Genomic DNA, 25,420 nt, shown 5'->3' on the forward strand with positions numbered 1-25,420 from the left:
ATGACCCACCGGCCCTTCAACGTGCTTTTCCTCTGCACCGGCAATAGCGCCCGCTCGATCCTCGCTGAGGGTATCCTGCGCAAGGATGGGGCACCTCATTTCAACGCCTTCTCCGCCGGCAGCCAGCCCAAGGGCAGCGTCAATCCCTTCGCCCTGAAAGTGCTCGAAAGCTACGGTTATCCGACCGACGGCTTCCGCTCGAAAACCTGGGACGAATTCGCGGTTGTGGATGCACCGGAGATGGATTTCATCTTCACCGTCTGCGACGACGCTGCGGGCGAAGCCTGCCCGGTCTGGCTCGGCCATCCCGCCAATGCGCATTGGGGCATCGAGGATCCGAGCCATGTCGAAGGCACCGACCTCGACAAGGAAGCGGCCTTCGTCACCGCCTTCAAATACATGCGCAACCGCATCAGGGCGTTCATCGCCCTGCCCATCGCCAGCCTCGACCGCATGGCGCTGACCGCGCATCTCCATGACATCGGCAAGATGGAAGGCGCGAGCACAAAGGCTGGCGATTCGGGCGAATGAGCACTTCGCTCCCGGGCCGACTCCTCGCCGAAGCATTGGGTACGGCATTGCTGCTGGCAACTGTCGTCGGCTCGGGCATCATGGCGGCACAGCTTGCGCAAGGAAATATCGCGCTCGCCCTGCTCTGCAACGCCTTGCCGACCGGTGCGATGCTGGTTGTGCTGATCACCATGTTTGGCGCAGTTTCCGGTGCGCATTTCAACCCGGCGGTCAGTTTCGTGATGGCGCTTGACCGACGGCTGGCGTGGTCGCTGCTCCTGCCCTACCTCGCTGCGCAAATGGGCGGCGCCATCCTTGGTATTTGGCTGGCACACGCGATGTTCGACCTGCCGCTGCTGCAGGTTTCGACCACCATCCGCACAGGCCCGGGCCAATGGCTCGGCGAAGCCGTAGCGACATTCGGCCTGGTGCTGGTCATTCTCGCCTGCGCTGCCCAGGCGCCTAAGACGACGCCCGCCGCCGTCGGCCTCTACATCTTCGCCGCCTACTGGTTCACCTCGTCGACGTCCTTCGCCAATCCTGTCGTAACGGTCGCGCGAGCACTGACCAACACTTTCGCCGGCATCGCGCCCGCCGATACCTCCGCCTTCATCGCGGCCCAAATGGCAGGGGCCATGCTCGGTCTGATCGCAGGAAGGATTTTGTGGCCGGGCGCTATTTCGACGGACGCGCTGCAGCCGTCTGCGGCTCCACCACCGCCGGCCTGATCCGGATCCGCGCCAGCCGGTTCTTGTCGCGCTTCATGACGATGAAGCGCTTGCCGTGGAAGGTGAACGCCTGCTTCTCCTCGGGAATCGACTGGGTCTCGTGAATGACGAGCCCGGCGATCGTCGTCGCTTCGTCGTCGGGAAGATGCCAGTCAAGCGCACGGTTGAGGTCGCGAATCGGTACGGTGCCGTCGACCACCACCGAACCGTCGGCCTCCTGCTTGACGCCCTGGACGTCGATGTCGTGCTCGTCGGCGATCTCGCCGACGATCTCCTCGATGATGTCTTCGAGCGTCACAAGCCCTTCGACCTCGCCGTATTCATCGACGACGATGGCGAAATGCGCCTTGCGGCGCAGGAAGGCGTTGAGCTGTTCCTGAAGCGTCGTCGTGTCGGGCACGAACCACGGCTTCGAGGCGACCTTCGGGACGTCGACCCTGGAGTAGTCGCCCTCGACGTCGTTGAGCGCCCGCAGCAGGTCCTTGGCGTGGACGACACCGACGATGTTGTCGAGCGACCCGCGCCACAGCGGCATGCGCGTATACGGGCTCTGCAATATCTCGCGCACCAGCGCCTCGGACGCGATGTCGGCATTGACCGAGCGCATGGCCGTGCGGTGGACCATGACGTCGGAGACTTCGAGTTCGTGCAGGTCGAGCAGGCCACCGACCTGGTCGCGGTCCTGCTTCACCACATGGCCTTCACGGTGGAATTCATCGACGGCGCCGCGCAGTTCGTCATGGGCGGAACGCTGCGGCGACAGTGCAATCAACTCATAACCCAGGGAAGCGAGCAGGCGATCGCGGAATGCCAGGACGGCAAGCATCAGCCCCCCGAGAATTGCCGCGACGATCCAGCCAGCGCTCATCCCGGGTGATTCTCCTTGAGAAAGGACACGACCTCGGATGCCGGCACGTCCTTGGCAATGAAGGACTGGCCGATGCCGCGGGTCAGGATGAAGGTCAGAGCGCCGCGCGACACCTTCTTGTCCTGGGTGATGTAGTTGAATAGCGCGTCCGCATCCGGCAGGCTGCCCGGAATGTCGGCCATGCGCCACGGCAGGCCCACGTCGCGCAAATGCGCCTCGACACGTGCCGCATCGTCGGGGCTTGCCAGGTTGAGGCGAGCCGAGAAGCGATGCGCCAGCGCCATGCCGATGGCAACGCCCTCGCCATGCACCAGCCGCGCACCGTCATAGGCGGTAGCGGCTTCGAGCGCGTGACCGAAGGTGTGGCCCAGATTGAGCAGCGCCCGGTCGCCGGTCTCGAACTCGTCGCGGGCGACGACATCGGCCTTGGCCCGGCAGGACTGGGCGATCGCCTCGATGCGAGCCGGACCGCCGGAAAAGACCTCCTGCCAATTATTTTCCAGCCAGGCGAAGAAGTCCGGCCGGTCGATGAGGCCATACTTGGCAACTTCGGCATAACCGGCGCGAAATTCGCGCAGCGGCAGCGTGTCGAGAGCCGCGGTGTCTGCCAGCACCAGCTTCGGTTGGTGGAAGACGCCGATCAGGTTTTTGCCGCGCGGGCTGTTGATGCCGGTCTTGCCGCCGACCGACGAATCGACCTGTGCCAGCAGCGAAGTCGGCACTTGCACGAAATTCATGCCACGGCGGACGATGCCCGCAGCGAAGCCGGTGAGGTCGCCGATGACGCCGCCGCCGAGCGCAATCACGGCATCGCCGCGTTCGAGACGGGCGGCGATGATTTGATCGACAACGGTTTCCAGCGAATCGAAGCTTTTGGTCTTTTCGCCCGCGGGCAGCTTGATCACGGCAGGCGGATTGCCAGCACCGGCAAGGCTTTCGACCAGCGCTTCGAGATGGGCGGCGGCGACGTTCTCGTCGGTGACGATGGCCGCGCGCGCCTTGGGCAGGCGTTTCTGGATCAGCTCCGCCCCGCGCGCGATCAGGCCCGGGCCGATCAGGATGTCATAGGCGCGGTCGCCAAGCCCGACTTCGACTGTGACGATGCCTGTCATTCGTGATCCTCCGAACCTTCCGATACGTGTATGCGGCCGGGCACGCCGAGATGGCTGCACAGCGCCTCGATCACCTCGCTGGCGATCGCTTCCTTGCGGTCGTCGCGCGTCGCAACCGTCAGGTCGGCAAGCCCATAGACGGGGTAGCGCTCGTCCATCAGCTTGGCGAGCACGGCGCGCGGATCGGCATTCTGCAGCAGCGGCCGGTTCTGCTTCTTGGAGACGCGCTCCATCAGCAGGTCGAGATCGGCCCTGAGCCAGACCGAGACGCCCTGCGCCGCAATGGCCGACCGCGTCTGCGCATTCATGAAGGCGCCGCCGCCAGTCGACAGCACCTGCGGGCCGCTTTCCAGGACCCGGCCGATGACGCGCTGTTCGAGCGCGCGAAACTCGGCCTCGCCATAGCGTTCGAACAGCTCGGGGATGGTCATCCGCGACACGCTTTCGATCTCGTGGTCGCTGTCGATGAAGCGGAGGCCGAGCACCTGGGAGACCTTGCGGCCGATGGCGGTCTTGCCCGCACCCATCAGGCCGACAAAGACGATCGAGCGCGCGCCGAGCCGTTCAAGCAGGGCCGCTGTCGAAGCGTCGGGAAATGGAGTCTGCACGTCGGGTGTCATGGCGTCCCTTTCGCCGGCGTATCGACATGAAAAGCCCCGTTGCGTCAAGCGCAGGGCACCAAACGCACCCTTGAATTGCAAGGAACGGCGTCCCATAAGGGCACAGGATAGGACAGACGGGCAAACACATCGATGCCGACACTTTTCCGGTTCCTTGTCACGCTCGCCGTTCTGGCGGGCATCGGCTACGGCGCGATGTTCGCGCTGGTGATGTTCGTCGAGCCCAAGAAGGCCGAGATCACCATCCGCATCCCGCCGGAAAAGCTCGCGCCGAAGCAATGAAAAGCGGCGCGCGCATCGAGGCCTTCCTCGAAATGATGAGCGCCGAGCGCGGTGCCGCCGACAACACGCTGGCCAGCTATCGCCGCGACCTCGAAGACGCCTCCGAACATCTCGGCGGCCGCCTCGCCGATGCGGATGCCGCCGGCATTCGCGGCTATCTCGACGACATCGCCAGCCGCGGCTTCGCCACCACCTCGCAGGCACGCAAGCTGTCGGCACTCAGGCAATTCTTCCGCTTCCTCTATGCCGAGGGGCTGCGCAGCGACGACCCCACCGGCATCCTCGACAGCCCGAAGAAGGAACGGCCGCTGCCCAAGACGATGAGCGAGGGCGAAACCGGACGATTGCTCGACCGCGCGGCAGCAGAAGCGCAAGCTCCCTCCGGCGATGAGATACCAGGCGCGACGCGGATGCATGCGCTGGTCGAAGTGCTCTATGCCACCGGCCTGCGTGTGTCCGAGCTCGTCAGCCTTCCGCTGACCGTGGCGCTGCGCGACGAACGTTTCTTTGTCGTCCGCGGCAAGGGCGACAAGGACCGCATGGTGCCGCTATCGCCCAAGGCACGCGAGGCGATGCGGCGCTGGCTGGTGAAGCGCAACAGCGATCCCAAACTGGCCGAAAGCCTGTTCCTGTTCCCTGCTGCGTCCGACAGCGGCCACCTCCCCCGCCAGGTTTTTGCTCGCGATCTCAAGGGACTGGCCGCACGCGCCGGCATCGCCTCGGCAAAAATATCGCCGCATGTGCTGCGCCACGCCTTCGCCAGCCACCTGCTGCAGAACGGCGCCGACCTGCGCGCCGTGCAGCAATTGCTCGGCCATTCCGACATTTCGACCACGCAAATCTACACGCATGTGCTCGAGGAAAGGCTGTTGAAACTGGTCAACGAACATCACCCGCTTGCCGATTAAGGTCCATATCGCTATGTGAGTGCCACGTTCCACTGGCGCGGCGCCGCAGTTTTCGTGCCCCGGTGCCTATTTTTTTCAGCGTGGTAGTCCGCTCGCCAATGTACAATTACCTCGATTTCGAAAAACCGGTCCAGGATCTCGAAGGCAAGATTCTCGAGCTCAAGAAGCTCGCCGAGAATGGAGAGGCCGTCGATGTCGGCGACGAGATCAAGCGGCTGGAGAAGCGTTCGCGCGACGCGCTGCGCGACGCCTACAAGGCGCTGACCCCGTGGCAGAAGGTCCAGGTCGCACGCCATCCCGACCGCCCGCATTGCCTCGACTACGTCAGGGCACTGTTCACCGACTTCACCACGCTGGCCGGCGACCGCAATTTCGGCGAGGATGCCGCCATGGTCGGCGGCTTCGCCCGCTTCCGCGGCGAACCGGTGCTGGTTCTGGGCCAGGAGAAGGGTTCCGACACCAAGAGCCGCCTCAAGCATAATTTCGGCTCGGTCCGCCCCGAGGGTTACCGCAAGGCCGTGCGCCTGATGGAAATGGCCGACCGCTTCAAGATTCCGGTCGTCATGCTTGTCGACACCGCGGGTGCCTATCCCGGCGTCGGCGCCGAAGAGCGCGGCCAGGCCGAAGCCATCGCACGCTCTACCTCCGCCTGCCTCGGCCTCAAGGTCCCGTCGATCGCGGTCGTCATCGGTGAAGGCGGCTCGGGCGGGGCGATTGCCATCGCCACCGCCAACCGCGTCTTCATGCTCGAACACGCGATCTATTCGGTGATCTCGCCGGAAGGCGCTGCCTCCATCCTGTGGCGCGACACGACGCGTTCCAAGGACGCGGCCACCAACATGAAGATCACGGCTCAGGACCTGCTCGGCCTCAAGATCATCGACCAGATCGTCGACGAACCGCTCGGCGGCGCACACCGCAATGCCGAGGCGGTGATTGCGGCCACCGGCGACCTGATCGCCAAGACGCTCAGCGAATTTGCCGGCTCGAACATCGATTTCCGCGAACACCGCCGCGAGAAATACCTGGCCATCGGCCGCAGCCTCTGATTGCGCACAATGTGGCCCGGAGCGGGCCACATCTCCGTTTCGCCACAAAATTGCCGCCTCGCCGAGTTCAATGAACTTGCCGTGATTTTGCGCGCGTGGGACGGGCCAGGAACTTGCGGTAAGGAATTTTCAAGGTTAACGACCCTAAGGTCGAAGCAGTATCAGGACGGGCCGGCCGGAGGCGTGAATGCGCCGTGGCCGCAAATGAGACGACATTAGCAACGATGATCGCCAATATCGCACGTGCCGGATTGCTTGTCGCCGCTCTCGCAGTGGCCGGCTGTTCGGAATCCTCCGTGACCGACTTCGTTCCCCAGCACGCCAACCGCCAGCTGTCGCCCAAGATCCTTGCCGAGATGAAGGCCAAGGGCATGAGCCGCAGTTCGCCTGTGCTGGCGCGCGTATTCAAGGAAGAGGGCAAGCTCGAAGTCTGGAAGCAGAAGACCAGCGGCCGCTACGACCTGATTGCCAGCTACGACATCTGCAAGATGTCCGGCAAGCTCGGCCCGAAATTCACCGAGGGCGATCGCCAGTCGCCGGAGGGCTTCTACACCGTGCGCCCGGGCCAGATGAACCCGAACTCCAGCTACCATCTGGCGTTCAACATCGGCTATCCCAACAGCTATGACCGCGCCAACGGGCGCACCGGCTCAAACCTGATGGTTCACGGCGCCTGTTCGTCGTCAGGCTGCTTCTCGATGACCGATGCTCAGATCGAGGAGATCTACGCCTTCGCACGCGACGCGTTCAAGGGCGGCCAGACCGAGTTCCAGGTCCAGTCCTTCCCGTTCCGGATGACCGCAGCCAACATGGCGCGATACCGCAACGATCCGAACTACCAGTTCTGGGCGATGCTCAAGGAAGGCTACGACCACTTCGAGATCACCAAGGTGCCGCCGAAGGTCGACGTCTGCGAAAAGCGCTACGTCTTCAACCGCATTCCCGAAGGTGCCGCCACCTTCAATCCGACGGGAGCCTGCCCTGCCTATACCCAGCCGCAGGCGCTGCAGACGGCCTACCAGTCCTACAAGACCAAATACGACAGCGCCTTTGCCGGCGCTGCCGGTGGCGAGGCCCCCAAGCCGACCATCGCCGGCATCAAGGAAGCCAATCTGGTTTCCGATTGGACCAAGCGCCGCGCCCGCGGCGAGCGCGTGACCATGGAACCGCCGGCCATGGCGCAGGACGGCACCGTCGTGCAGACGACCTCGCGCATGGGCCGCATCGATTCGGCCGAAGGACGCCGGATGGCGGCGCTCGACGCCGAGCGGGCTGCCAAACAGAAGGCCGCCGAGGAAAAGGCTGCCGCCGCTGCTGCCGCAAAGGCCGCCAAGGCTGCCGCGCAGCAGCAGGCCATTGCAGCGGCGGCCGCTCCGGCACCTGCCCCTGTGGCCGAAGCCCCAGCGCAGGCAGCCCAGGCAGCGCCCGCAGAAGAGGGCGGCGCTGCCAAGCTCAAGAAGCGGCTGCTCGGCATGTTCGGCAGCTGAGCGGGCGTGAGCGAAACAGCCGATATCTACGATCTCAGGGGGTTGAATTGCCCCCTGCCCGTGCTGAAGGCCAAGCGCCGCCTCGCCGACATGCCGACCGGCGGCCGACTGTGGGTCGAAACCACCGACCCGCTCGCCGTCATCGACATTCCCGCCTTCTGCCAGGACGCCGGCCACCGGCTGGTCGAGACCAAAGCCGTCGAAGGCGGCCACCGCTTCCTGATCGAACGGGCCGGCTGAAGCCTGGATTCTACGCGTCCTTCGAGGCTCCGACAGGGCGCAGCTACCGCCCGGCGATGGCCAATGGGTTGTTCTCCATCGCCTCGCGATCGGGCGTGTCGATCGTCGGCTTGTTGACGAAGGCGGCGAACAGCCGCTGGACGTAGTCCTGCGGCAGGTCGATGCCGATCAGCACCAGGCGGGTACCTCGAACCGCGTCGGGCCATGCCGGCAGGCGAGCCGGCGGATGCAGCATCTTCTGCACACCATGGATGACCAGCGGCCGCGACGGATCTTCGGCAAGCTCGACGATGCCCTTGATGCGCAGCAGCTTGTCGCCCTGGGTCGAGAGCAGCAGATCGAGGAACATCTCGACGGTCGCGAACGGCAAGGCGCCGGCATAGACCAGCGACAGCGAACCGACGCGGGCATCATGATGATGCGCGGCATGGTCGTGGCCGTGATGGTCGCCGGGACCGTGGTGATGGTGGTGGTCGTGCGCTGCCGCCTCGCCCAGCCAGCGGCGTACGTCGGCGGTCTTGGCCGCGGGATCGTAGAGGCCGCATTGCAGCAGCCGGGCAACCGCGGCCCCTTCCACTTCGCGCAATTCAGCCCCCGGATTGAGTCGGGTGAGCCTGGCCTTGAGGCTTTCGAGCCAGTCGGCGTCGTCGACGAGGTCGGACTTGGTGAGCACGATGCGGTCGGCGACCGCCACCTGCTTGACCGCCTCGACATGGGCGTCGAGGCTCGCCGAGCCGTTGACAGCGTCGACGACCGAAATGACGCCGTCGAGCCGGAAGGCATGGATCAGCGCCGGATGACCCATGATCGACTGCAGCACCGGCACCGGATCGGCAAGACCGGTGGTCTCGATCACCACCCGCGCCAGGCGCTGGATGCGTCCGGTCTGCAGGCGGTCGACCAGATCGGCAAGCGTGTCGACCAGTTCGCCGCGCACGGTACAGCACAGGCACCCGTCGGACAAATCGATGACGCCGTCCGAAGCCTTTTCGACCAGCAGATGATCGATCGCGACATCGCCGAACTCATTGATGATGACGGCGGTGTCGGTAAGTTCGGGATCCTTCAGCAGCCGGTTGAGCAGCGTCGTCTTGCCAGCGCCGAGAAAGCCGGTCAGCACCGATACGGGGATCGGAAACGCGGCCTGCGGGTTCACGAGCGGACCTGGGCGGCGCCAGAGACGAGCGGTGCGGCACCCACCGGCGCAGGCAGGTCGGGGCGCCATGTCGGCAGCGGCACGTCGGCATAGTCGACAAGGTCACGATCACCGAGCGCCTTGGGCTTCGGCCCGGTGGCGCCGCCCAGGCTGACGGTCACCCAGTTCCGCTGGCGCGTCATTTCCGGGATGATCGAGACTTTTTCGGGCGCAGCACCCGCTTCGGTCGGCACCGGGCCGTCGGAAGCGACGTGCTTGGACTTCTTGGAGCAGACCTCTTCGCGCATGTTGGTCGCAAGGTCGCGGTTGTCGCCATAAGGCGCCAGCGTGCCGACTGTCACCGAGCTGACGCCGGTGCGGCCAAAACCGCCCTGCAGCATCTTGGCGGCTTCCTCGGCGCGGTCGTCGGGCGACGTCGCGCCCAGGACGATCGCGGCGAGCGTCCTGCCGTCGCGGTTGGCCGAGGCGATCAGGTTGAACCCGGATTCGCAGACGAAGCCGGTCTTCATGCCGTCAGTGCCGGGAAAGCGCCCGACCAGCGGATTGAAATTCTTGAGTTTCGCCTTGCCGGCGACGATGCCTTCGATGTCGAAATAGGAGGCGTATTGCGGATATTCGAGGCGGATCGCCCTGACCAGGATCGCGAGGTCGCGCGCCGTCGTGTACTGGTCAGGGTCGTGCAGGCCGTTGGCATTGACCCAGTGGCTGCCCGACATGCCCAGGCGCTGCGCCTCGGCGTTCATGCGCGCGGCAAAGGCCTCGGTCGTGCCGCCGACATTCTCGCCGATGGCGGCGGCGACGTCATTGGCCGACTTGACCATGATGATCTTCAGCGCGTTGTCGAGGGTCAGCACCGAGCCGGGCTTGTATCCCATCTTGGCCGGCGGGAAGGCCGCCGCCTTCTTGCTGATCCGGATCGGCGAATTAAGCGCCAGCTCGCCCGCCTGCACGGCACGGAACGTCGTGTAGGCGGTCATCAGCTTGGTCAGCGACGCCGGATGCCAGCGCAGGAACGCATCCTGGTGCTCGATCACGGCGCCCGAATTAACGTCGAAGAGCATCGCTGGATTGGCAGCGGCCGGGGCTGCGCCGAGCGCGGTTGCGGCCGCAAGACCGAGGAGCATGCTTTTGACGAACTGCATCTTCATCATCAAATCCGAAATCGCCTCTTGCCGACCATAGCCGGCCGTCCATAAGATTTCCGTAAACCGGGATGACAACGCGCTGGCCGGTACCAAAGACCATGGCCACGGCGTCGCCGCAGCTGCTAAATAACGTATGTGACGCCAAGATGGCAGAGCTTGCGCGATCACAATTGCGAATCCGGACTTCTGGTCCAACAAACAGACAAACAGGAAGTCGAGACCAACATGCCGATCCTGAAACGAGCCGCCGAAATGCAGGAAGAGATCGCCGGCTGGCGCCGCCACCTGCACCAGAAGCCGGAGCTGAATTTCGACGTCTTCGAGACCGCCGACTTCGTCGTCGGCAAGCTCAGGGAGTTCGGCTGCGACGACATCGTCACCGGGCTCGGCAAGACCGGCGTCGTCGGCATCATCAAGGGCGGCCTCGGCAATGGCACCACGATCGGCCTGCGCGCCGACATGGACGCGCTGCCGATCGAAGAGATCACCGGCAAGCCCTATGCGTCGACCGTGCCCGGCAAGATGCATGCCTGCGGCCATGACGGCCACACTGCCATGCTTTTGGGCGCCGCCAAATACCTCGCCGAGACGCGCAATTTCGCCGGCTCGGTCGCCGTCATCTTCCAGCCCGCCGAAGAGGGCGGCGGCGGCGGCAACGAGATGGTCAAGGACGGCATGATGGAGCGCTTCGCGATCGAGAAGGTGTTCGGCATGCACAACATGCCGAGCCTGCCGGTCGGCCAGTTCGCCATCCGACCGGGCGCGATCATGGCGGCCACCGCCGAATTCACCATCACCGTCACCGGCAAGGGCGGCCATGCCGCCATCCCGCACCGCGCCATCGACCCCATCGTCGCCGGCAGCCAGCTGGTCGCAGCACTGCAGACCATCGCCTCGCGCGCGACCGACCCGGCCGAGGCGATCGTCGTTTCGGTGACCAAGTTCATCGCCGGCTCGGCCTACAACGTCATTCCCGAGCACGCCACGCTCGCCGGTACCGTGCGCACGCTGAAGAAGGAAGTGGCCAAGCTCGCCGAGGAGCGCATGAACGCGATCTGCCGCGGCGTGGCGGAAGCGACGGGCACCGAGATCAAGCTCGACTACGACGCCAACTACCCCGTCACCGTCAACCATCCCGAGGAGACGGTGTTTGCCGGCGACGTCGCCGCAAAGGTCGCCGGCGAGCCGCAGGTGCATCGGGCGATCCAGCCGCTGATGGGCGGCGAGGACTTTTCCTACATGCTCGAAGCCCGCCCCGGCGCCTTCATCTTCATCGGCAACGGCGACAGCGCCAACCTGCATCACCCCGCCTACGACTTCAACGACGAGGTCATCCCGCACGGCGTCAGCTACTGGGTGCGGCTGGCCGAAACGGCGCTCGCCGCCTAAGGAAAGTCACCAGCCAGCGGCAAGCGCATTGGCCATTTTGCTGCTGGCGCCGATGTTCGGCAAAAACCGTTGGCGAATCCGCCGGAAGCCGCTATGTGTGCAGCCGAGTGGTCCCGTAGCTCAGTAGGATAGAGCGGCAGATTCCTAATCTGTAGGTCACAGGTTCGATTCCTGTCGGGATCACCACTCAATCCATTGAAATGGCTGGTCAAACTGCGCTTGAAGCCGAGCATCGGCAGCAGCGATCAGAGAGATCTCGGCAAAGGCCAGAATCCCGCCAGGCGTCTGCCAGCTCCGGCATCAATGCCTACCGACCGTTTCGCCGGCAGGAGACGATGGACAGAAAGCGGATCGGCAGCTTGGTCAGGCGATCAGGTCCATGAACATTCTCGGCATCGAAAGACAGGCTGTCCCCCGGAACCAGGTGGTAGAGGTCCGAGCCGTGCCGAAAGGTCATTTCTCCGTCCAGAAGATAGAGAAATTCCATCCCTGCATGGCGCAAAAGGGGAACCTTGTCAGTGGCCCTGGCCAGGGTGACGAGGTAAGGCTCCATGACGACGTCGTTGGAACCGTCTTCGATGTAGCCGAGCAGGTCGTGATGATGCCCGACACGGATATCGCCATGCTCCATGTGCACACCCATTCCCGATCTTACGAACAGCGCTTTCTGCTGAAGGTCCTCGAAGGGCCTCAACAATGAGGTGAGTGGAATGCCCAGCGCTTGAGACAGCGCCTGCAACGTCGACAGCGACGCGGATATGATCCCGTTCTCGATCTTGGACATCATGCCGAGCGACAGTCCCGCGGCGCGCGCGAGTTCCACCAGCGTCATGCCGAGTTTCGTGCGGCAGGCCCTGACCTCTCGTCCGATCGACGCCTCGAGATAATTTCCCGCCGAGTATTGCCTGGCTTGCACGTCGCTCCACAAGGCCGGCGGCACACGGCGGCGCTCCCTCAGGTGAACGCACAGGTCGGAGGCTGTCCCTTTCACCTGATACCTCCAATCGACACAGCTTTGACGTCGGCACCGGGAAGTTCGCCGCACGCTTCGTTTGCGCGGCTTGCGCGCTCCATCTTTTGGCGGAGCTCGATCACCGGCGAACGCATCGGAACCTCGATATCCGACCAACGCAGCTTGCTTCCCTGCGCCACAGGCGACTTGAGGCGTACGTTGCTGGCCAGGGCGACGGGCAGATATCCCATTTCGATGCTGCGGGCGGACGTCGTCAGCTTGCCCCAGACACAGAAACCGCCTTCCCCATCGAGGACTTCGCCAACGGCCAGGTCGCGTTTTGCGACGGCGACAACGTCCGCGCGGAACCTGGTCGGTGCACCCGTGGGTTCATGGCGGATCGCCATGCTTGCAACCGATATGCCGAGTTCAAGGCCAATGAGGTGGAAGGGCTTGTACATGCAGGCAAAGCGCCCGCTGGCATCGGTGGTGAGCCCGTACTCGCTGAAGCAGCGCGCGACATAGGCAGACGGCGCTTCGAACACGGTGAACACGCCCCATCTCAGATGGCGCGGCACCTCGCTTCCGTCGTCAAACATCGAGGAGACCACCTCCACACGCCCTGCTCCGCCACCCTCGCCAGCGATCGGCTTGAGCAGTTCCGCCAGATCTTCGACTCCACAGGCGGGAAACCGCAGCCCGTCGACCGGAGCATCCAGTCCGGTCGCATTCGCCACGGCCGCCATTTCCAAAGCCGACTTCGTCCCATCCAGGAACGAGTTGAACATCTTCGGATTGAGGCGGCCGAGCCGGGCTTGTTCCGGCGTCAGATTGTAGTGGTCCCAAACCGTCTCCGGCGTCGAGGCATGATAGTGCAGCCGATGCTTGGTGCCCTTGCCTGCAGCGACCACATTGAGCCCGGCAGTGCGCGCCCAGTCGACCATCTCGCAGATCAGGGCGGGCTGATCGCCATAGGCCAGCGAATAGATGACGCCCGCCCGTTCGGCCTCCCTGGCCAAGGCGGGCCCCACCAGGGCGTCGGCCTCTACATTGACCATCAGGACATGTTTCCGGAACCGAAAGCACTCCAGCGCGTGCATCGCGCCGGCGACCGGGTCGCCTGTTGCTTCGACGACGATGTCCACGAAGGGGCTGCTGATCAGGTCAAGGGGATCTTCGGTCACCCCAACGCGTTCTTCGCGAACGGCGTCCTCGATCCCGCGCCGGCAGATCATCTCCTTGGGATGGCCGGTGACGGTGATCGCAGCCTCGGCATTCGCCAGCGAGATGTCGGCAATCGCGACGAGTTGAAGACCGGGGGTGCGCAGGCATTGCGAGACGAACATCGAACCGAACTTGCCGGCGCCGACCAGGCCGATGCGAATGCTGCGCCCTTGCGTTTCGAGGGCGCGGAGCTTGGCGTGCAGGTTCATCGCGCATCTCCGGATCATGGGCAGTCAGGTCGGGGTGGGGCGGTGCTGCAGGCAGATGACGTGTCTGTCGGCACCGGCAATTGCCTCGGATGCCGGCAAGACCCGGCATCCGAGGGCAAGGATCGTCAGCGCTGATAAGCGGCCTTGGCGACCATCGTTCGCGTCGACAGGGCCCAGAACAGCAGGAAGCTGCTGGTGACGGTCGCAGGCGCCGAGAGCAGTTCCATGTGCGGAATGGCAAGCAGCACGATGCCGATGCCAACCGCCCCGAACCAGGCGACCATCCCCGGAGCATAGTAGGCGGGGAAATCGTCGTCCGGCCGCGCGGCCTCTTCGCCCGTGCCGTCATGATGCCCGCACAGGATGTAGGCAAGCGCGACGCCGACCCATGCGACCACGAATATCCCCTGATAGGCGAGCGCGACGAGCAGGTACTGGAAGATGTTCGCGAGCATCACGAAGTAGACGATGACGCCGACGATGACCGCCCAGACGTATTTCGGCATTTCCAGCTTGAATACCAACCGGAAAAAGGCCTGCATGTTGACCGTCGACAGATAGAAATTTGTCGTGTTGATCCGGGTCTGGCTGATCCACACGAACAGCAGCCCGAGCGCGCCCATCATCACGATGAGAGCCTTGACGACCGAGACTTCCGTCGTCGCACCCTCGAGCGGGATCGTCTGCACGAGGAAGATGCCGACGAGACCGTTGACGAAATAGGTAAGGGTGTAGAACGGCAACCCGAAATTGAAGATGGCGTGGTAGTTTTCGTCCTCCTTCTTGCCGAAGCGGGCAAAGTCGAAGGTACACATCATCATCCACCAGACCCCCATGAAGGCGACGAAGACGTTGATCCAGCCATAGGGCGGGGCGCCGCCTTCCGGCGTCATGGTGAGCCAGGCATTGCTGTAGCCATAATGCGAGACGGCGTAGATCACCGTACCCATCAGGCCGAGCAGATACAGCGGCAGAAGGTAGCCGTTGAATTTGTCGAGCCAGTGCTGGACGCTTCCGAGGATCAGCGGCACGCTGTATATGCAGACGATCAGCGCCGCGACCGCGAAGGTCAGGCCTTCAAAATAATAGGTCGCCGCAGTGGCGATCACCGAGCCTTCGAACACGGCGTAGTAGATACTGCTGACGGCGTAGATGAACGTGGCGATCGCGGATCCGTAGCGCCCAAACAGCAACCTGGAGAACAGCGAGACCGACAATCCCGAGCGGATCGCGTAGCGGGTTATCACGGCATTGATCGCCGAATACGAGATAACCGTCAGCACAAGGCCAATGATCGTATTGGCCGTACCATATATCTCGGCAAGTGTTGCCGAGATGATCAGAAAGAACATTGCGCTGCAGATCGCCCAAAAAGCCATCGTAAGATTGAGCTTCGGCATACGGCCACTTGGCGGAACAGGCCTTTGCGAATAGTCCAATTCGCCGGCGACGTCGAGACTTCCAGACATGGTTCCTCCTCCAGATTATCTTTTGATTGCACTCCATTAGCTAAGAAGGCAGCAAGCTCGGGACCGAGCTTGCTGCCTTCTGCAGTCATGCGACCTTGAGTGTCGCCTTGGTGGTCTGTCCGGCGCTCCAGTAAGGTACCGTCCGGCGCTTCAGCATGTTGCGGAACTCGGCAGTCGTCTCGGGAAGAAGCTCACCCGAGCCCCAGTCGACGATGACCCCGTATTGCCGGATCAGATCGAACATATCGAGTTCACTTGCCCGATAGCGTGCCGCGATCTTCTCTGCGTCCTCGTTCAGCCAGTCCCTGCGGTGCGATGCGATCCTGGCGCGTTCGGCAAGCGTTGCCTGTTCGTCCAGCTTGTACTCGTTGAGATCGGCATCGACCTCGTGGACGACGACGCCGTAGTCCTTCTTGGCGCGCCCGATGGAGACGTAGCCTTCGATCACATCGTTCAGCACGCTTTCGATATCGCGCTTGAGAGGATCGCCAAGGCCACCGCCGCCTGCCGACGGGCGTTGGACGGTGTCGCCCTGCTGCAGCGGCACGCCTGAGAAGAGCGAGCCGAGATAACGCTCGCCTTCCTGGCCCTGGTTGATCCACACGCCGTGAGGAATGGACGGCAAGCCGCCCCACAGGCCCCAGGTGATCGAACGCTCGCGGTCGCAGCAATACGATACCACGGTGCGTTCGCAGGCGTAGAGCGTGCCGCCTTTCTGGACGCCGAGGCCGCCGCGGAACTCGCCTGGACCGCCTGAATCGACCATCAGTTCGTGGCAGGTGGTCAAGACGGGTGAAAGGCGCTCCTGCCCTTCGAACGGCTGCGTGCCGAGCTGGACGCCGAACACCGGACCTGTTGCAGCCCAGCCGTCACGGCCGTTGCGCGCGCCCCAGCCGCCGACCATCCAGTCGTACCACATGAAGTAGGGCTTGCCTTCGTGGCGGGTGTCGCGGCCACCGATCAGCAGGTAGTCGAGATTGAAGGTGCAGGCCATGGCACGCTCGGGCAGGACTTCTGCCCACAGCTCGAAGACCGCATTCATGATCTTCTCGAACGGACCCGAGGCGAAGCCGGCAACCGGCGTCGGCCATTCGGCGTTGACGACCGACCCCAAGGGACCGGCATCGACCGTCACCACGCGGTAGAAGCCGGAGTTCATCGGAATGTCGGGCGACTGCATCTTGGTTCCGGCGACCACGGCAGCGAATGCGCCGCCGTAGCAGCAGTTGAGGAACGAACCGACGGACTTGGGATGCGACCCGGTCAGGTCGTAGTGGACGCGGTCGCCGTCGATCGTCATCTTGACCTTGATCGGGACGAGCCCTTCGCCCTCGTCCGGGTCCACGTCGATGTAGTCGATGGTTTCCCAGGTGCCGTCCGGAAGCTCCGAGATACGCTGACGCGTCATGTCCTCGACGTAGTCCTGGACCTCGTTGAACGACTTCTTGATCGTTTCGACGCCATACTTGTCGCACAGGCGCTGGACTTCGCGCTCTGCAAGCCGGCAAGCTTCCGACTGGGCCTGAAGATCGCCGATGATGTCGTTCGGCGCACGCGTGTTGTGGGCGATCAGCTCGGCGACATCCGAGAGATAGACGCCCTTGCTGTAGACGCGCACCGGCGTGATGCGCAGGCCTTCGGCCATGTGATCCAGGGCATTGACGTTGAACGAGCCCGGAACGGCGCCGCCGACATCCGCCCAGTGGCCGTTGGCCTGGGCAAAGCCGAGCAGCTCGCCCTTGTAGAACATCGGCGCAAACAGGCGGGTGTCGTTGAAGTGAGTGCCACCCTGGTAGACATCGTTGATGACGAAGACGTCGCCGGGATGGACGTCGTTCCCGAACTTCTTGATCACCGCCTTGGCGGTCAGGTGAAGCGTGCCGACGTGAGCGGCGATGTCGCCGCTGCCCTGCATGATGGTGTCACCCTTGGGGTCGCAAAGGGCGGAGGAAAAGTCCCGGGAGTAGATGACGAACGAGTAGCATGTCCGCAGGATTTGCTCGGCCATCTGGTCGACGATGTTGACATAGGCGTTCTTCAGAACTTCGAACGTGACCGGATCGAGCGTACGGCGATCTTTTTTCAGTGCCATTTCTGTTCTCCAATACAATTGTGCGTAACGATGGGCGCGGTTCAGGAAAGCTGGGGAACGTGCATCTTGATGATCAGATACTCATCCACCTCCGCCTTGATCCCGGGCGGGACGACAATGGTCGAGTCGAGCTGGTCGATGATGGCAGGTCCTTCCACCACCGCGCCGGCATGCAGGGTCGAGCGGTCGTAGACCGGCGTCTTGATACGCTGGGGCGCCTCGTCGAACCGCACCATCCGTTCGCCGATCGGTGCCGGCAGCGGGGCCTTGCGCAGCTCGTGTTTCGCCAGTTCCGCCTTGCGGTTCAGGCCCGTGGCCTTCACCTGGATCCGGCACACCTCGACCGGGGCGTCCGGCCGGGAGTAGTTGTGCTCGCGGCCATGCTCTTCATGGAACTGCTTGACCGCCTCATCTAGGTTCGTGATGTCGGCATTCACCGGAATGGACATCGACCGCCACTGGCCGAGGTAGCGCATGTCGATGTAGCGCTGGAACAGCATCCGGTCGGGCGAGATGTCTTCGCTCAACAGCCGGTCGCGACCATCTTCCTCCAGGACGCGGAACGCGTTGTTGAGGTCGGTCATGTCGATTTCGCTGACCGTGTCGGTGTACATCTGCGTGATGTCGTGGGTGATGTCGACGAGCAGGCAGCCCAGCGCGGACGTGACGCCAGGGTTCGGCGGGATGAGCACGATCGGGATGTACAGGTCCCTGGCGAGTGCCACGCCATGCAGCGCGCCCGCACCTCCGAATGCGACCAGTGCGAAATCGCGCGGATCGTAACCCTTCCTCAGCGAGACGAGGCGCACGGCGTCCGCCATGTTGGCGTTCGCAACCTTCAGGATGGAAAGCGCCGCCTGCTCGGAATCCATCCCGAAAGGCTCGGCAATGACCCGGTTGATGGCACCTTCGGCAAGCTTGACGTCGAGCTCGACCTTACCCCCGGCAAGCTTGGTGCCGAGGCGCCCGAGGAACACGTTGGCGTCGCAGTTGGTCGGCTCCGTTCCACCCTGGTTGTAGCAGACGGGCCCAGGCGTCGAGCCCGCGGACTGCGGACCGTTGCGCAGGGCGCCGGCCGCGTCGCGCCAGGCCAGTGACCCGCCGCCGGCACCGATGGTCAGAACTTCGATGCTCGGGAAGCGGATCGGATAGCCATATTCCACGTGCCAGTCGTTGGTGACGTGGAGGTGGCCATCGGAGCACAGGCTGATGTCGGTGCTCGTGCCGCCCATGTCGAGGCTGATGGAGTTCTTGTAGCCAGCCAGTTCCGAGATGAAGCGGCTTGCGATCGCACCGGCGGCAATGCCGGACGCTGCGAGACGCGCGGCAAACTTGGTAGCGCCCTTGGCGGTCATCACGCCGCCACCGGAGTGGAGGAGCAGCACCTCGCCGCTATAGCCGCCGTCCTGCATGCGGCTCTCGAGCTCGGCGCCGTATTGTCCCGCGACCGGGCCAAGCACGGTGTTTGCGACGGTCGTGTTGAAGCGCTCGTGCTCGAAGATTTCCGGCATGATGTCGCTCGACAGCGAAATCGAAACCCCCGGCAGCTCCTCCAGCAGGATGTCGCGCATCCGCTGTTCGTTCTCGGGATTGACGAAGGAATTCACGAAGCAGATGGCAACGTTGTTGACCTTGCGCTTCCTGATCACGCGGGCAAGTTCGCGCGCCTCGGCCTCATCGACCTCCGCAATGATCTTGCCGGAGTAGTCGACGCGCTCCGTGACCACCAGGCGGTCGCGGCGGGGCAGATAGGGAGGAGCCATCTCCTTGTAGGTGTCCCAAAGGTCGTCGCGGGTGCCGCGCCGAATCTCGATGACGTCGCGAAAGCCCTTGGTCGTCACCATGATGGCGGGCGGGAAGCGACGGGTGATCAGGGCGTTGGTCGCCAGCGTCGTGCCGTGCGAGAACAAGATGATGTCGCGCAGCGCGACGCCGCCTGCTTCGATCCCCCTGAGCACGCCGTCGATGGGGTCCGGCGTCGTCGGCGTCTTGGCTACGTGTATCTTTCCGGAAGCCTCGTTCAGGACGCACACGTCCGTAAACGTTCCGCCAACGTCGCAGGCAACACGTACCATTGACCTATCGGTTAGTTCTGCAGTCATAGACTCTTCCTCCATTCGACAGACGATAAAGTTACGATCGGGCAGGCTTCGCACCTTTTCAGGCACGGAGTTTTAGTTCCGAGAGACGGGCTTTTGATTTTTGGGAAACATCAACGAAATACAGTTTTGTACTGCATCGTCCTGACGTTTGATTTTGTGATAGCTTCGTTGCTAGCGTTTATTACTTCACGCTCAAGCAACCGATGAAATCGGATGCCATTTATAACAGAAAAACAAAAAAGCTCTCGCAGGCATGTTTCCCACGAGAGCTTCTTTGCTCAATTTCTTTCGCAACGTTGCGACGATCTATTGGTACTGCGACATATCGGCACTGTCAATAGATTGATTCAGGAGAAACTAAATTTACTCCGTCGGCAACACCTACAGCAGGTCCCGGGCGGTGATCACCGCCATGGCGATCGCCTCGATGGTCGTGCGCTTGTTCATGGCCTGCTCGCGCAGGGTTTCGTAGGCAACCTGTTCCGACACGTTGTTGGCGGCCATAAGGATGGCTTTTGCCTTGTCGATGTCACGATGCGCCTTCAGCTTTGCATCCATGCGCTCGACGCGCAGCCGCAATCGTTGTTCGCGCCTGTGGTTGTTCACGCTGAGCAGCAAATTCGCCAATATGCCGAAAGTGCGCAGCGGCAGGCCGATGACCGCCTGGGCACGCAGGCGCAGCACCTTCTCAACGATGATCGGGTTCTCGTAGTCGACGATGGCGATCAGGACGGCGGGCGGATCGTCGGCATTCCAGTTCAGCACGATATCGCCCTCGACGATCGGGCGAACGAAGACGAAGACCACGTCGGTGTTCGCCGGAATTTCGGCCGGGGGCGGCCAGTTGGTCTGAACTTGGCAGCCAATTCTGTTCAGGTGCTGCCACAACTCCTCGCCTTCGCTGCTCTTAGGCTGCAGCAGGAGGACCCGAAGGTGCCTGAGATCCTTGATCAGGATGGGAGCCGATCGTTCGTTCGGCGAATGTGGGCTACGTGATACCATCGTTCCTCTTGGTGGCAACGTCGGGCTTTCCGCGCCGGCAGGCTCGTCACATCGACAAGCAGTTTGCGGGACCCGTTTCTTTGGCTACCGGGCTAGTTCGAACGTATTGTCGGTCGCTCCTCCCCATTCGTTCGGATCATAATTGGCAAGATAGGGGTCCGGCCGTATGGCGGACTCCGATGCCGACAGGATTTCGAACTGGCCGTCTGTCCGCGCGCGGCCGATCTTGGGCCACACATGGGTATGGGCGTTGTCCGGATCTATCCGCACCCGCCCCTGCGGCGCGTCGAACTCGATGCCCAGAACCGCCGGCCGCAGGATATCGATCTCGTCGGTGTTGGTCTTGCGCATCGCCTCGGCCACGATCTTCACCTGGAAGTAAGCCGCCTCCCAGCACATGTTCGTCACCACGTCGTCGCCGAACCTTGCGGCGTAACGTTTCATGCAGGCCTCGTTTTGCAGGCCGGGCTGGGCCTGGAAATAGGTCGCCGAAGTAATGTGCCCTGCCCCAGCGTCGTTGCCCATGGCCTGAATGTCGGATTCGCTCGTGGTCAGGCTTGCGATGGGCATGATCTTGGGGTCGAGCCCCGCCTCGGCGAACTCCTGGTAGAAATGGACGATGCCTTCGCCGACGAAGTTGCAGAAGATCACGTCGGGCCGGCTGCGCTTGATGTCGGCAACCAGCTTCTTGTAGGCGGAGCGCGGCGCATCCAGCTTGAGGTAGCCGCGACCAGCAACTTCGCCACCATGCGTCACGACCATCTCCGTCATGATGCGGTCCGACTCGCGCGGCCAGATGTAGTCGGAACCGACCATGTGGAAGCGCTGGCCGACATTGGTCAGCAAATACTCCGCCAGCTGCGTGCTGTTCTGGTTGGGTGCAGCACCGCAGTAGATGGCGTTGCGGGAGTATTCGAACCCCTCATATTGAGCGGGGTAGCACAGCAATCCGTTGCGCCGTTCGACGGCTCGCAGCACCGCCTTGCGTGAACTCGACATGTAGCAGCCGAAGATGACCCTGACCCCGCTCTCGATCAGCAGCCGGTTGGCCAGCCTGTTGTAGAGAAACGGATCGCCGCCGGGGTCGAAATGGACCGCGACGAGTTCGCGTCCGTTTATTCCGCCGGCCTTGTTCACTTCGTCGATCGAAAACAGCGTGGCATTCAGCATGCTACGCTCCATGACCGCGGTTACGCCGGTTTGGGAAAACAGGACACCGACCCGGATCGGTTCTTTGGACAGATGTGCCGTCAAAATCCCAACTCCCTCAGGCATGTCAGGGAGCTGTCCGGTCTGGCGCGCCCTGAACCTCGAAACAAAAAAAGCGCCCCCTGCGAAGAAACCGCAGCAGAGCGCCTTTGCTCGATTGTGAGGACGCGATCCTCATCCTGATCTTGGCTCAAGCGGCGCCGCAACGCAAGCGGCCTCCTCCGCAGAATGCACGCCGACGCCAATCTGGCGGCGCGACGTTTGACAAGCGGATGGAACCGATGCGTCGCAGCACGCTGATGCCCTGCGGGACGACGCAGGGCAGTTATGGCTCAGATCGCGAACGACGTCTGCGGCGCCCGTCGGACCTGCGCGTTCCGGCTAACGCTGCCCGTTCGCTAAGACTGGGCGCTTTCAGGCGGACTCTGGATCGCCACGTCCCTCGGGATCGAGAACGCCATAATCCTGTGACTTCGTCCCGACAGTCGCTTCCAGAAAGCCCTCTGCGGCCAATCCTCGACGCAACAACTCGCGAACGGCGGAAGCCCGGCTCGGCATTCTCCGTTGGAAGCGGAAGTCCTCGACAGCCGCCAATTCATCCGCATTGAGCATTATCTGGAGGCGTTCGCCTCGCTCGAGCTCAGGCATCGATACCACCACCGTTGGCATGAACTGCTGAATGAGTAAGTGACTAAGACTTGGTACTTTGCTGCAATTTAGTCAAGAGCATCACAGGCACAGCAGTTTCATTCGGCGGACAAGCCCCATTCCGGCCTTTTCACACACTTCTGTAATTAGACTAACTACATGATTTTATTAATTAAATTTAAAAAATCACTTGCCATGTCGCAGACAAGGGAGGATGATCGCGCAATGAGGAGATGTCTTATGCGCACGCTGTCGCAGGAGCTGTGGAACAAGATATCGGCGGCCGTCGCCGCCGCACGGTTGACCAGCCCCATCAATGTCGTTGAGATCGCCGAGGAGATCCAGAACCGGAACCGGCATGAAAACGTGGCCTTCGAAGACATCTTGAGCTGTGTCCTGGATGTCGCGAAGTGCACCGGAGAGCCGCTGTTGTTCGAGAAGCATGCCAGCACTCCCGAAGGTCCCGAGATCATCAAGCTGAGCAGAACGACCGGTCATTTCGTCTAGCGCATCGTTGCGCTAAGCGGCCTTAACACCAGATGCGGAAAGATCCACCTCCGCCGCCGGCCCATCTGGGAAATTCTTGGTCGCGCCCTTCCATCCGCATCCATTTCAGGCCGCCCCCATCGTTTCGAGAGCCTACCTTTGGCGGAACCACCAGGGACGTCGCGCATTTGTGCCAGGAGGACAGCGACAGGAGCGCGGTATGAGACCCTTGCTGATAGCCGTGAGCGGCCTTGGTTTGGCGTTGGTCATGTTCGTGAGCGGGTTGATTGCTGCCACCGCGTTCTTCACGGCCGAGCCGGAACGGCAGCTTGCCTTGAGCACAGACGACGTCTGGACCGACCGACCGCTGAAGGTGAACCCGGCAACCCAGGAATTCGACCGTCTGGCGGCCAGGCCTGTTCCGCAGCAAGTGCCCGCCAGGCCCCCAACCCAACGCACACTGACAAGCGTCGTTGCCGATACCGCCAAGACCGAGCCCCCCTCACCCGACGTCAGCACCCAGCCCCAGCAAGGCCTACAGGCCGAGACGACTACAGCGCATTTGCAATGGTGCTCGGATCGGTATCGTTCTTATCGACCCGACGACAATAGCTACACCAGCTACAGTGGCGAGCGGCGCGAATGCCTTTCGCCATATCTCGGCGCGGGCGACGGATCTGCGGACGAGTACACCTACGAGGAAACCACATACCGGCCATCGCAAGCCCAGCCCGAACTGGCCTACGCAAGCGAGGACGCTGCCTATGTCGGCGCGGATCATGTGGACTACTGTTTCAGCAGGTATCGATCCTATCGACCCGAAGACAACACCTACCAGCCTTACGATGGCGGTCCGCGCAGACAGTGCCGCTGAACGCCGGCCGCTATCTCCTGACGCCGGCCGGGCGCGAGCGGGCGCAGGATGCGGGGCGTAAGTCGCCGCCGCAATCGGCCCCTATCGACCGCCTTTTCGTCAGCCCTGTCCGGAAATCGATAGCCGTCAGACTGGCCGGCGTGCCATGCGCCAGCTACGCCGACGGAAACGATGGCGAGAAGATCTCCTCGACGGGAGGATGGCGCCAGGTACGGGCCGGATACTTGGCGATCAGTCCCTCGAACTGAGCCTGGGCTCGATGACGATAGGCTTCGAGATCGATGCCTGGCAGTTGGCGATCTTTCATGACCACCCGGCCGTTGACGATCGACATCTTGAAATCGCGTCCGGTACCGCTCAGCATCATCGTCTGGATCGGGTCGATGACCTGACCCAGTTCGAAGGCCGAGAGATCGAACAGTGTCATGTCGGCCTTGGCGCCCACGGCGAGCCGCCCAAGATCCGGACGGCCGAGCGCATCGGCGGCGACGATCGTGGCGGCATTGTAGAAATCGGCCGAACTGCACGCCGTCACATCGCCCTCGGCGACACGGCACAGGCTGATGCCGAGCCGCATGTTTTCGACCATGTCGGGTGGGAAGGTGTCGGTGCCAAGGCCGATCGGGATGCCCGCCTTCCTGAGCCGGGCAAACGATTCCATCATCCCGCCATACCGCGACAGCACCAGCGGACAGTGGATCAACGCGGCACCGGAGGCGGCAAGAATGTCGACATCGTTGCCCTTGCGCTCGATGGCGCTGTGGCCGGTGACGTAGACCCCATGCGGCAGCAGGGAGCGCTTCGACAGGAAACCCATCGACGACAGCCATTCGACCGGGGTCTTGTCGTAGCGTGCGACTATGCTGTCGAATTCGTCGAGCCCCTGGCAGCAATGCAGTCGGATGGGGCAGTCGAGTTCCTCGGCCACCGCGGCCGAGCGCCGAATGAGTTCGGGCGTGCAGTTTTCGATCCGGTCGGGCGCCAGCATGCCGCGGACCAGGCCGTCATGGCCGCCATCGAACTTGCGAACATAGTCGCGCGCAGTCTCCAGTCCCTTGAGCCCGCGCTCCTCGTCCCAATGAACGCCGAAGCTGCCATCCTCGCGGATCAGCGAGACCCCGGTCATGTAGCAAGGTCCCAGATAGGCCCTGATGCCGACTTCGGCGGCGCTGTCGGCTGAGCGGGCGAACTCGTCGTAGGTCTCGGCCCATTCGCGATAGAACATCGAGGTGATCGGCAGCGCGGTGGTTATGCCATTGCGGATCAGTTGAACGAAGGCGTACTTCATCTTGAAGGTCTGCTCTTCGGCCGAATACATTTCGACCGGACCCGAGGAAATATAGTCCTCCGGCCAGACCCTGCCCTTGGCCCAGTCGGGCTGGTTGTCGAACGCAAGCACGGTGGTGTCGAGATCGGCCAATGCGTTGAGGTCGATGAAGCCAGGCCCGAGGATGGCATTGCCGCCGTCGATCTCGCGGTCGACCGGTCCTTCATAGCCCCGCCCGACGAAGACGATGGTGTCGCCGCGATAGACGACCTCCGCGTCCTTCATCGTCCGGTGGCCTTGACCGTCAAAACCGATGACGTAGCGCGCTTTCACTCGTGTCGTGGTCATGCTGGAAGCTATCCGGTTGTGATGATTGAAAGTTGTCGTGGTGA

The 25,420-nt window shown here is 62.9% G+C and carries 24 protein-coding genes and 1 tRNA gene; 11 read left to right on the forward strand and 14 right to left on the reverse strand.

Annotated elements, in window-relative coordinates; genetic code table 11:
• Together ASC75_RS08830 and ASC75_RS08835 are read left to right on the forward strand one after the other, a co-directional pair.
• Positions 1-531, forward strand: a complete 531-nt coding sequence (locus ASC75_RS08830) for an arsenate reductase ArsC (RefSeq protein WP_055973280.1) — start codon at positions 1-3, stop codon at positions 529-531.
• On the forward strand, positions 528-1,238 hold the full coding sequence (locus ASC75_RS08835) for an MIP/aquaporin family protein (RefSeq protein WP_055973282.1): 711 nt from the start codon (positions 528-530) through the stop codon (positions 1,236-1,238). Before ASC75_RS08830 ends, ASC75_RS08835 begins: the two co-directional genes overlap by 4 nt.
• Here the strand turns inward: ASC75_RS08835 and ASC75_RS08840 are convergent.
• From ASC75_RS08840 to ASC75_RS08850, 3 genes are read right to left on the reverse strand one after another with little or no spacing between them, the layout of a single operon-like run.
• A complete protein-coding gene (locus tag ASC75_RS08840; RefSeq protein ID WP_055973285.1) occupies positions 1,186-2,106 on the reverse strand; it encodes a transporter associated domain-containing protein in 921 nt (306 codons plus the stop codon). The genes ASC75_RS08835 and ASC75_RS08840 overlap by 53 nt on opposite strands.
• Positions 2,103-3,218: a 3-dehydroquinate synthase gene (aroB, locus tag ASC75_RS08845; RefSeq protein WP_055973288.1), complete on the reverse strand. Its 1,116-nt coding sequence runs from the start codon at positions 3,216-3,218 to the stop codon at positions 2,103-2,105. Before aroB ends, ASC75_RS08840 begins: the two co-directional genes overlap by 4 nt.
• Entirely contained in the window at positions 3,215-3,838 is a 624-nt protein-coding gene (locus tag ASC75_RS08850) for a shikimate kinase (protein WP_055973293.1), read from the reverse strand. Before ASC75_RS08850 ends, aroB begins: the two co-directional genes overlap by 4 nt.
• A gap of 132 nt (positions 3,839-3,970) precedes the next feature.
• Between ASC75_RS08850 and ASC75_RS08855 the strand changes: the two genes are divergently transcribed.
• The 5 genes from ASC75_RS08855 to ASC75_RS08875 all read left to right on the forward strand — a co-directional run bounded on the left by ASC75_RS08855 (position 3,971) and on the right by ASC75_RS08875 (position 7,804).
• Positions 3,971-4,120, forward strand: a complete 150-nt coding sequence (locus ASC75_RS08855; protein ID WP_055973301.1) for a hypothetical protein — start codon at positions 3,971-3,973, stop codon at positions 4,118-4,120.
• Positions 4,117-5,028 (forward strand): site-specific tyrosine recombinase XerD, encoded by a 912-nt coding sequence (locus ASC75_RS08860; protein WP_055973304.1) that lies wholly within the window; start codon positions 4,117-4,119, stop codon positions 5,026-5,028. Before ASC75_RS08855 ends, ASC75_RS08860 begins: the two co-directional genes overlap by 4 nt.
• Positions 5,029-5,126: 98 nt before the next feature.
• Positions 5,127-6,077: an acetyl-CoA carboxylase carboxyltransferase subunit alpha gene (locus ASC75_RS08865; RefSeq protein WP_055973307.1), complete on the forward strand. Its 951-nt coding sequence runs from the start codon at positions 5,127-5,129 to the stop codon at positions 6,075-6,077.
• Between the two features lie 224 nt (positions 6,078-6,301).
• Positions 6,302-7,564: a murein L,D-transpeptidase family protein gene (locus ASC75_RS08870; RefSeq protein WP_055973310.1), complete on the forward strand. Its 1,263-nt coding sequence runs from the start codon at positions 6,302-6,304 to the stop codon at positions 7,562-7,564.
• 6 nt (positions 7,565-7,570) lie between these two features.
• On the forward strand, positions 7,571-7,804 hold the full coding sequence (locus ASC75_RS08875) for a sulfurtransferase TusA family protein (RefSeq protein WP_055973312.1): 234 nt from the start codon (positions 7,571-7,573) through the stop codon (positions 7,802-7,804).
• 43 nt (positions 7,805-7,847) lie between these two features.
• On the opposite strand, the gene ASC75_RS08880 is transcribed toward ASC75_RS08875, so the two are convergent.
• Together ASC75_RS08880 and ASC75_RS08885 are read right to left on the reverse strand one after the other, a co-directional pair.
• Positions 7,848-8,960 (reverse strand): GTP-binding protein, encoded by a 1,113-nt coding sequence (locus ASC75_RS08880; RefSeq protein ID WP_055973316.1) that lies wholly within the window; start codon positions 8,958-8,960, stop codon positions 7,848-7,850.
• Positions 8,957-10,111: a D-alanyl-D-alanine carboxypeptidase family protein gene (locus ASC75_RS08885; protein ID WP_156381167.1), complete on the reverse strand. Its 1,155-nt coding sequence runs from the start codon at positions 10,109-10,111 to the stop codon at positions 8,957-8,959. The genes ASC75_RS08880 and ASC75_RS08885 overlap by 4 nt, the downstream gene beginning before the upstream one ends.
• A 219-nt stretch (positions 10,112-10,330) precedes the next feature.
• Between ASC75_RS08885 and ASC75_RS08890 the strand changes: the two genes are divergently transcribed.
• Positions 10,331-11,494 (forward strand): M20 aminoacylase family protein, encoded by a 1,164-nt coding sequence (locus ASC75_RS08890; RefSeq protein ID WP_055973415.1) that lies wholly within the window; start codon positions 10,331-10,333, stop codon positions 11,492-11,494.
• 109 nt (positions 11,495-11,603) lie between these two features.
• Positions 11,604-11,680, forward strand: a tRNA-Arg gene (locus ASC75_RS08895).
• Positions 11,681-11,801: 121 nt separating this feature from the next.
• Here ASC75_RS08895 and ASC75_RS08900 read toward each other — a convergent pair.
• From ASC75_RS08900 to ASC75_RS26710, 8 genes are all read right to left on the reverse strand, one after another.
• Complete coding sequence (locus ASC75_RS08900; RefSeq protein ID WP_244487790.1) at positions 11,802-12,434, reverse strand: XRE family transcriptional regulator; 633 nt, start codon at positions 12,432-12,434, stop codon at positions 11,802-11,804.
• A 47-nt stretch (positions 12,435-12,481) separates the two neighbouring features.
• Positions 12,482-13,879, reverse strand: a complete 1,398-nt coding sequence (locus ASC75_RS08905; RefSeq protein ID WP_055973320.1) for a Gfo/Idh/MocA family oxidoreductase — start codon at positions 13,877-13,879, stop codon at positions 12,482-12,484.
• Positions 13,880-14,004: 125 nt separating this feature from the next.
• Positions 14,005-15,231 carry an allantoin permease gene (locus tag ASC75_RS08910; RefSeq protein WP_244487791.1) on the reverse strand — a complete coding sequence of 409 codons (1,227 nt, stop codon included), beginning with the start codon at positions 15,229-15,231 and terminating at the stop codon, positions 14,005-14,007.
• Between the two features lie 202 nt (positions 15,232-15,433).
• A complete protein-coding gene (locus ASC75_RS08915) occupies positions 15,434-17,440 on the reverse strand; it encodes a hydantoinase B/oxoprolinase family protein (protein WP_055973326.1) in 2,007 nt (668 codons plus the stop codon).
• Positions 17,441-17,481: 41 nt separating this feature from the next.
• On the reverse strand, positions 17,482-19,557 hold the full coding sequence (locus ASC75_RS08920; protein ID WP_348271284.1) for a hydantoinase/oxoprolinase family protein: 2,076 nt from the start codon (positions 19,555-19,557) through the stop codon (positions 17,482-17,484).
• A gap of 366 nt (positions 19,558-19,923) precedes the next feature.
• The gene (locus tag ASC75_RS08925; protein ID WP_055973332.1) at positions 19,924-20,544 is read right to left on the reverse strand and encodes an ANTAR domain-containing protein; all 621 of its coding nucleotides are present in this window, start codon (positions 20,542-20,544) and stop codon (positions 19,924-19,926) included.
• Positions 20,545-20,628: 84 nt separating this feature from the next.
• Positions 20,629-21,819 carry a transporter substrate-binding domain-containing protein gene (locus ASC75_RS08930; RefSeq protein WP_055973334.1) on the reverse strand — a complete coding sequence of 397 codons (1,191 nt, stop codon included), beginning with the start codon at positions 21,817-21,819 and terminating at the stop codon, positions 20,629-20,631.
• A gap of 348 nt (positions 21,820-22,167) precedes the next feature.
• Complete coding sequence (locus tag ASC75_RS26710; protein ID WP_082496481.1) at positions 22,168-22,401, reverse strand: hypothetical protein; 234 nt, start codon at positions 22,399-22,401, stop codon at positions 22,168-22,170.
• A gap of 240 nt (positions 22,402-22,641) precedes the next feature.
• Here ASC75_RS26710 and ASC75_RS08935 point away from each other — a divergent pair, with 240 nt between their 5' ends.
• Both ASC75_RS08935 and ASC75_RS08940 read left to right on the forward strand, forming a co-directional pair.
• Positions 22,642-22,908 carry a hypothetical protein gene (locus tag ASC75_RS08935; protein ID WP_055973337.1) on the forward strand — a complete coding sequence of 89 codons (267 nt, stop codon included), beginning with the start codon at positions 22,642-22,644 and terminating at the stop codon, positions 22,906-22,908.
• A 199-nt stretch (positions 22,909-23,107) separates the two neighbouring features.
• Positions 23,108-23,761, forward strand: coding sequence for a BA14K family protein (locus ASC75_RS08940; RefSeq protein ID WP_055973340.1), 654 nt, complete (start codon positions 23,108-23,110; stop codon positions 23,759-23,761).
• Between the two features lie 154 nt (positions 23,762-23,915).
• Here ASC75_RS08940 and ASC75_RS08945 read toward each other — a convergent pair whose 3' ends face one another.
• Positions 23,916-25,376, reverse strand: coding sequence for an amidohydrolase family protein (locus ASC75_RS08945; protein WP_055973343.1), 1,461 nt, complete (start codon positions 25,374-25,376; stop codon positions 23,916-23,918).
• Between the last annotated feature and the right edge of the window lie 44 nt (positions 25,377-25,420).

This window comes from Aminobacter sp. DSM 101952 (genome assembly GCF_001424795.1).
Taxonomy (GTDB): domain Bacteria; phylum Pseudomonadota; class Alphaproteobacteria; order Rhizobiales; family Rhizobiaceae; genus Aminobacter; species Aminobacter aganoensis.